A 744-nucleotide genomic window follows, 5' to 3' on the forward strand; every position below is an offset into this window, starting at 1 on the left:
CCACTGGTGGGCCAGCTCGTGGACGAGGAGCGGCAGGTCGGGGGCGCCGGGGAAGACGGGGCGGTTCTGGGTCTCCAGGGCGTACTCGGCCGCGTCGGCGGGGGCGACGATCGCGCCGGTGGAGGAGAACGGGTACGGGCCGAAGGTGTCCCGCGCCCAGGCCATCACCTCGGGGAGCCGGGCCAGCACCGCACGGCTCGCGTCCGCCTGCCCGGGGTGCACGGCGCTGTGCACCGGCAGCCCGTCCGGGGTCCGGCCGCGCCGGATCTCGTAGCGGCCGATCACGAGCGTGGCGGCGTGGCTCGGCACCGGCTCGGCGGTGCGCCAGATGTACGTCGTCCGGCCGCCCTCCGTCCGCTCGCCCGCGGGCTCGCCGTTGGAGACCGCCGCGAGGCCCCGCGGCACGGTGACCGCGAGGTCGTAGGCCGCCTTGTCGGACGGGTGGTGGTTGCCGGGGAACCACGCCATCGAGCCGACCGGTTCCCCGAGCGCGAGCGCGCCGTCGGCGGTGGGCAGCCAGCCCTCCTCGGAGCCGTCCGGGTCGGTGACGGTGACCGGCGTGCCCTCGTAGCGGACCGTGACGCGGAACGTGGTGCCCTCGCCGAGGTCGTCGGCGGGACGGACGGTCAGCTCCTGGCCGGTGCGGTTCCAGCGGGCGGCGGTGCCGTCCACGGTGACGGAGCGGACCTCCATGCCGTCCAGGTCGAGGTTGAGGGCGGAGAGCGGCTGCGTGGCCCGGGCGGT

1 protein-coding gene is annotated in these 744 nt (G+C 76.5%); it reads right to left on the reverse strand.

Annotated elements, in window-relative coordinates:
• Positions 1-744: gluzincin family metallopeptidase (locus CCN42_RS40030; RefSeq protein WP_143662234.1), on the reverse strand; the 744-nt coding region annotated here is incomplete at both ends.

Origin of the sequence: Streptomyces glaucescens, from assembly GCF_002154375.1 — a bacterium.
GTDB classification, from domain to species: Bacteria; Actinomycetota; Actinomycetes; order Streptomycetales; family Streptomycetaceae; genus Streptomyces; species Streptomyces glaucescens.